The 6,046-nt window shown below is 40.9% G+C and carries 4 protein-coding genes, 4 tRNA genes and 1 pseudogene; all 9 read left to right on the plus strand.

Going from position 1 to position 6,046, the window contains the following annotated elements:
- The first annotated feature begins 37 nt into the window (after positions 1 to 37).
- Positions 38 to 2,314 carry a type II secretion system secretin GspD gene (gene gspD / locus ACTJJG_RS12420; protein WP_005065777.1) on the plus strand — a complete coding sequence of 759 codons (2,277 nt, stop codon included), beginning with the start codon at positions 38 to 40 and terminating at the stop codon, positions 2,312 to 2,314.
- A 40-nt stretch (positions 2,315 to 2,354) separates the two neighbouring features.
- Complete coding sequence (locus ACTJJG_RS12425; RefSeq protein ID WP_005065779.1) at positions 2,355 to 2,981, plus strand: FHA domain-containing protein; 627 nt, start codon at positions 2,355 to 2,357, stop codon at positions 2,979 to 2,981.
- 66 nt (positions 2,982 to 3,047) lie between these two features.
- A complete protein-coding gene (locus tag ACTJJG_RS12430) occupies positions 3,048 to 3,716 on the plus strand; it encodes a phosphoglycolate phosphatase (protein ID WP_372552778.1) in 669 nt (222 codons plus the stop codon).
- Between the two features lie 109 nt (positions 3,717 to 3,825).
- Complete coding sequence (gene trpE / locus ACTJJG_RS12435; protein WP_284086946.1) at positions 3,826 to 5,319, plus strand: anthranilate synthase component I; 1,494 nt, start codon at positions 3,826 to 3,828, stop codon at positions 5,317 to 5,319.
- Between the two features lie 98 nt (positions 5,320 to 5,417).
- Positions 5,418 to 5,493, plus strand: a tRNA-Thr gene (locus ACTJJG_RS12440).
- A gap of 54 nt (positions 5,494 to 5,547) precedes the next feature.
- Positions 5,548 to 5,631, plus strand: a tRNA-Tyr gene (locus ACTJJG_RS12445).
- Between the two features lie 37 nt (positions 5,632 to 5,668).
- Positions 5,669 to 5,744 (plus strand) — tRNA-Gly (locus tag ACTJJG_RS12450).
- A gap of 13 nt (positions 5,745 to 5,757) precedes the next feature.
- Positions 5,758 to 5,832, plus strand: a tRNA-Thr gene (locus ACTJJG_RS12455).
- A 147-nt stretch (positions 5,833 to 5,979) separates the two neighbouring features.
- Positions 5,980 to 6,046: pseudogene (locus tag ACTJJG_RS12460) on the plus strand (GTP-binding protein); the annotation flags it as partial.

Below are 6,046 nucleotides of genomic sequence, written 5' to 3' on the forward strand. Positions count from 1 at the left end.
AACACGTCACCATAAGAGTTAGGAATTATCGCAAGTTATGGCTTTATTGAATCATCAACGTCCACTTTGGGCATTACTTGCAGCAGCCCCATTGATTGCGACAGTGAGCAGCAGTGTCTATGCCCAAACATGGAAGATCAATTTACGTGATGCTGACTTAACTGCATTTATTAATGAAGTGGCAGATATTACGGGTAAAAACTTTGCAGTAGATCCACGAGTACGCGGTAACGTCACAGTAATATCGAATAAACCCCTCAATAAAAATGAAGTTTACGACCTGTTTCTTGGGGTCTTAAACGTAAATGGTGTGGTGGCAATTCCTTCGGGTAACACCATTAAACTGGTACCAGATAGTAATGTCAAAAATTCGGGAATCCCTTACGATTCTAGAAACAGACTACGTGGTGATCAGATTGTTACTCGGGTTATTTGGCTTGAAAATACCAATCCTAATGATCTAATTCCAGCACTTCGTCCTTTAATGCCACAATTTGCGCATATGGCTGCAATTGCAGGGACTAATGCGCTGATTGTTTCGGACCGTGCAGCAAATATTTATCAACTTGAAAATATTATTCGTAATTTAGATGGCACTGGCCAGAATGATATTGAGGCAATAGGCCTTCAATCGAGCCAAGCTGAAGAAATCATTACTCAACTGGAGGCAATGAGTGCTACGGGAGCATCTAAAGATTTTAATGGTGCACGTATCCGTATTATTGCAGACAACCGTACCAATCGTATTTTAGTTAAGGGCGATCCTGAAACACGTAAGCGCATTCGCCACATGATTGAAATGCTGGATGTGCCTTCGGCTGATCGCTTGGGGGGCTTAAAAGTTTTTCGCTTGAAATATGCAAGTGCAAAAAATTTATCTGAAATTTTACAAGGTCTTGTAACAGGGCAGGCCGTTTCTTCGTCAAATAGTAATAACAGTTCTTCTAATTCATCGAATCCGATCAATAATTTGATGGGTAATAACCAGAATTCTAGTTCAAATACCTCTGGTTCAAATGGTAGCTCAATTTCTACGCCATCTATTAATCTAAATGGTAATTCGAACAATAATAATCAGAACAGTATCTCTAGCTTTAGCCAAAATGGTGTGAGTATTATTGCGGATAATGCCCAAAACTCGTTAGTGGTTAAGGCAGATCCTCAATTAATGCGCGAAATTGAATCTGCTATTCAGCAGCTTGATGTGCGTCGTCAGCAAGTTCTGATTGAAGCTGCAATTATCGAAGTGTCAGGAGATGATGCAGATCAACTTGGTATTCAATGGGCACTGGGTGATTTATCTAGTGGGATTGGTTTACTTAGCTTTAGTAATGTAGGGGCTAGTTTATCTTCTATTGCTGCTGGTTATTTATCGGGTGGTTCGGCTGGGGCTGCATCAGCTATCGCTGGTGGCGCTAATAAAGGTAATGGGGCATCCTTGGCTCTGGGTAATTTTGAGAATTCTCGTAAGGCTTATGGTGCATTAATTCAAGCACTTAAAACTAATACCAAATCAAATTTGCTTTCGACACCATCCATTGTGACTATGGATAATGAAGAGGCGTATATTGTTGTTGGTCAGAACGTTCCCTTTGTCACAGGATCGGTAACTACAAACAGTACAGGTATTAATCCATACACCACGGTTGAACGTAAAGATGTCGGTGTGACATTAAAAGTCGTTCCACATATCGGTGAAGGCGGTACAGTTCGTCTGGAAGTAGAACAAGAAGTCTCTGCTGTTCAAGACAGTCGTGGACAAGCGGCTGACTTGGTGACAAGTAAACGTGCCATTAAAACTGCTGTTTTGGCTGAGCATGGACAGACAGTAGTGCTTGGTGGTTTGGTGTCGGATGACACGTCACTTTCAAGACAAGGTATACCTGGATTAAGTAGTATTCCCTATGTTGGTCGATTGTTCCGCTCAGATAATAGAAGTAATGTAAAACGTAACCTTCTTGTTTTTATCCACCCAACAATTGTGGGTGATGCAAATGATGTGCGCCGTTTGTCTCAGCAGCGCTATAGCCAGCTTTATAGCTTGCAATTGGCTATGGATAAAAACGGCAATTTTGCAAAACTGCCTGAGCAGGTTGATGATGTCTACAATCAAAAGATGACACCACCTAGTATTGCCTCTCAGCCGAAAAACTATCAACAGGTTCCTTCAGGTGGAAAAACCTCGACGGTAACTACACCTGTAGCCGTAGAGCCAGCAGTGCAAAAGCAAACTTTACAGTTACCTGATCCTGAAGTTAATCGTACTAAAAATACAGTAACAACAACGACACTGCGCCCAAGCACAGCACAGTAGTAGCATGTTATGATTGATAAAAAATGAATAGGACATACGCATGACTTGGAAACTACAAGCAATTACTGGTGAAATTACTGGCCAAGAAATTAATGTTGATCGTGATATGTTGGTAGGGCGTCATCAAGATGCTGATGTGTTGTTACAAGCTGCTGAAATTTCACGTCGCCATGCTGCATTGCTTCTAAAAGATCAAGCGCTATGGGTGCAAGACCTTAATTCATCCAATGGCACATTTGTAAACGATATTCGTATTGAGCAAGAAAAGCAGTTGCATGATGGTGATATTGTTCAGTTTGCTAGTTTTAAATTTTCTGTATTGGCTCCTGCACAGAAAATCACGGAATTACCTGAAATTGAAGCCGAACCTGTAAATACGACATCCTCCCCAGATTTAAGCGATCAAGGAATGCCGAGCCTTGCAGAGCGTGCCGCAGAAGTAGAAGTTCGTCGCGATGGTATGCCGCAGAATATTTCTATTCCAAAGCCTGCCCCTATTCCAGAGGGGGTAGATATTAATGCACAACAGCAAACACCTATCGCTTTTGATGAACCGGTTTCTCGTGTTGCTGAAGAAAAAGAGCAACAAAAGAATGCGTCAGTTGGTTTAATCACTATTATTATTTTAGTAATTTTAGCTGTATTGGCATGGTTATTCTTTAAATAATCCGTTGCTGCTTTTACAATCAAGGCATGCTAAACGCATGCCTTTTTAATTTTGAGTAGAAAAAAGATGTCTGTTGCACAACTAAGTAAGCGCGATTTAATTTTATTTGATCTAGATGGGACGTTGGTTGATTCTGCTGCTGATTTGTATCGGTCTATGAATTTAAGTTTAGATGCGCTAAGTTGGCCATTGGTAACAGAAGTTCAAATACGAGAATGGGTGGGTAAAGGAGCTTCAAAACTCTGTGAAAGTGTTCTGCTTCATATTTTTGGAAAATTAGATACTGAACAGCACAAAGTCTTATTACAAAAATTTATTGATATATATAGTGTAGAACTCTGTGTAAATACTCAAATTTATCCTGGTGTAACCGAGTTTTTAAAACATTGTAAAACTTTGAACATACAAATGGCATGCGTTACCAATAAGCCTGTACAACTTGCCCAAGGTTTGCTTGATGCTTTAGAGCTCTCTCCATATTTTCAAGTCGTACTTGGTGGGGATAGTTTACCTGAGAGAAAGCCTCATCCATTGCCATTATTACATTGTATGCAAAGCCTAAAAATATCGGCTTCACAATCATTAATGATTGGTGATTCAAGTAATGATATTGAGGCTGCGCGTCGCGCGGGAATTGATTGTATTGTGGTTAGCTATGGCTATAATCATGGAGAAAATATCTATGATTGCCAACCTCAGCAAGTTGTTGATAGTTTGGCTGAGTTAATTATCTAATGAATGAAATGGAGATCAGAATGAATAAGCGTATGGTTTTTCGATGGCGTGTCTAAATCGAATCTAGAAAAACACCCTTTTAAATCGAAACCATATTAGAGAAGAATTCATGACTACATTAGCGCAATTTGAACAACTTAAGGCTTCAGGCTACAACACGATTCCAGTCTATCGCCAACGCTTAGCAGACACAGAAACTCCTTTATCTGTTTTTGCTCGTTTTAAAGACCAGACACAGGCTTATTTATTTGAGTCCGTCGAAGGCGGTGAAAACTGGGCGCGCTATTCTATGATTGGTTTAGGCGAGTCGACGGTGTTCTCATGTAATGCTGGTATTCTATCTATACAGCACGCTGATGGCTCAATCACACAGCAAGATTGCCAAGATCCATTTCAATATATTCGTGAATTCCAGAAGCAGTTTAAAGTGCCTTCTGTTGAACAGTTGCCAAACTTACCGAGCTTTACGGGCGGATTAGTGGGGTATTTGGGCTATGATGCGGTTCGCTACATAGAACCACGTTTAAAGAATGTTCCTACAGCTGACCCAATTACATTGCCGGATTTATGGTTAATGCTATCAAAGACAGTCATTGTGTTTGATAACCTTAAAGATACTTTATTTCTAATTGTGCATGCGGATACAGAGCAGAGTAATGCTTATGAAGACGCTCAGAAAAAATTAGATGAATTAGAACAGTTGTTAGCTACTCCAGTTAGTTTGCAAGCTAAGCCACATACACCTCCACATTTTGAATCAATTACTGGTAAAGCGAAATTCTTAGAGACAGTCGAAAAAGTTAAAGAATATATACGTGCTGGTGATGTGATGCAGGTTGTTCCGGGGCAGCGTATGGTTTCTGATTTTGATGGAGAGGCTTTACAGGTTTATCGTGCTTTACGTCATTTGAATCCATCGCCTTATTTATTCTTGGTACAAGGGCAAACGATTACTGATAAAAAGCCATTCCATATTGTAGGGTCATCGCCAGAAATTCTTTCTCGTTTAGAAAATGGTATTGCGACAGTGCGTCCTCTTGCAGGTACTAGACCACGTGGTAAAACTAAAGAAGAAGATCTTGCTTTAGAAAAAGACTTACTTTCTGATGAAAAAGAAATCGCAGAGCATTTAATGTTGATTGACCTTGGTCGAAATGACGTTGGGCGAGTTTCTAAAATTGGTAAGGTCCAAGTAACGGATCAAATGGTGATTGAACGCTATTCACATGTCATGCACATTGTCTCAAATGTGCAAGGCGAAGTTCGTGACGATATCGATGCGCTAGATGTATTTAAAGCAACTTTCCCAGCAGGTACTTTATCGGGTGCTCCAAAAATCCGTGCAATGGAAATTATTGATGAAGTTGAGCCTGTGAAAAGAGGTGTGTTTGGTGGGGCAGTGGGATATTTAGGATGGCACGGCGAAATGGATATGTCGATTGCAATCCGTACTTGTGTTATTCGAGATAAAAAAGTGTATGTGCAGGCTGGAGCAGGCTTGGTAGCGGACTCAAATCCTGAATCTGAATGGAATGAAACGCAAATAAAAGCTCGCGCAGTGATCAAAGCGGTTGAATTATCATCAAACGGATTGATTTTATGAGTTTTTAGCGGTTTTTTTTAAAAAACCGCTTGCATCGTTTGGAAGTTTTGCTAAACTGCACACCGTTCCGATACGAAACGTACGAAACACTAAGAAGAGCCGGCATAGCTCAGTTGGTAGAGCAACTGACTTGTAATCAGTAGGTCCACAGTTCGAATCCGTGTGCCGGCACCATCTTAAAGGTGTGTAGTTGTGAAGTAAAGAACAACACTGAAATAAGTGTGATATGGTGAGATTCCCGAGCGGTCAAAGGGGGCGGACTGTAACTCCGCTACGAAAGTTTCGAAGGTTCGAATCCTTCTCTCACCACCATTAACTTCGATTGAAGTGGTATATATACCAACACAGTGCGGGAGTAGCTCAGTTGGTAGAGCGGCAGCCTTCCAAGCTGCATGTCGCGAGTTCGATCCTCGTCTCCCGCTCCATCGAAGGATAATCGCTCTTATAGCTCAGTGGTAGAGCACTCCCTTGGTAAGGGAGAGGTCTCGAGTTCAAATCTCGATAAGAGCTCCAGATACAGTTTAGTAGATTTTCTACAAAGATTTAAAAAGCAGGCTTATTAGTCTGCTTTTCAAGTATTGGGTGTTTGATTTTTTAGGCGATATGTCGATGCTGAGTTTTTGCTCAGAATTGTGTTCGACGTAAACGAGGACTATAAACATGGCTAAGGCTAAGTTTGAACGTAATAAGCCACACGTAAACGTGGGCACAATCGGTCACGTTGACC

The organism is Acinetobacter sp. 22512 (assembly GCF_052044755.1).
Taxonomy (GTDB): Bacteria; Pseudomonadota; Gammaproteobacteria; order Pseudomonadales; family Moraxellaceae; genus Acinetobacter; species Acinetobacter pittii.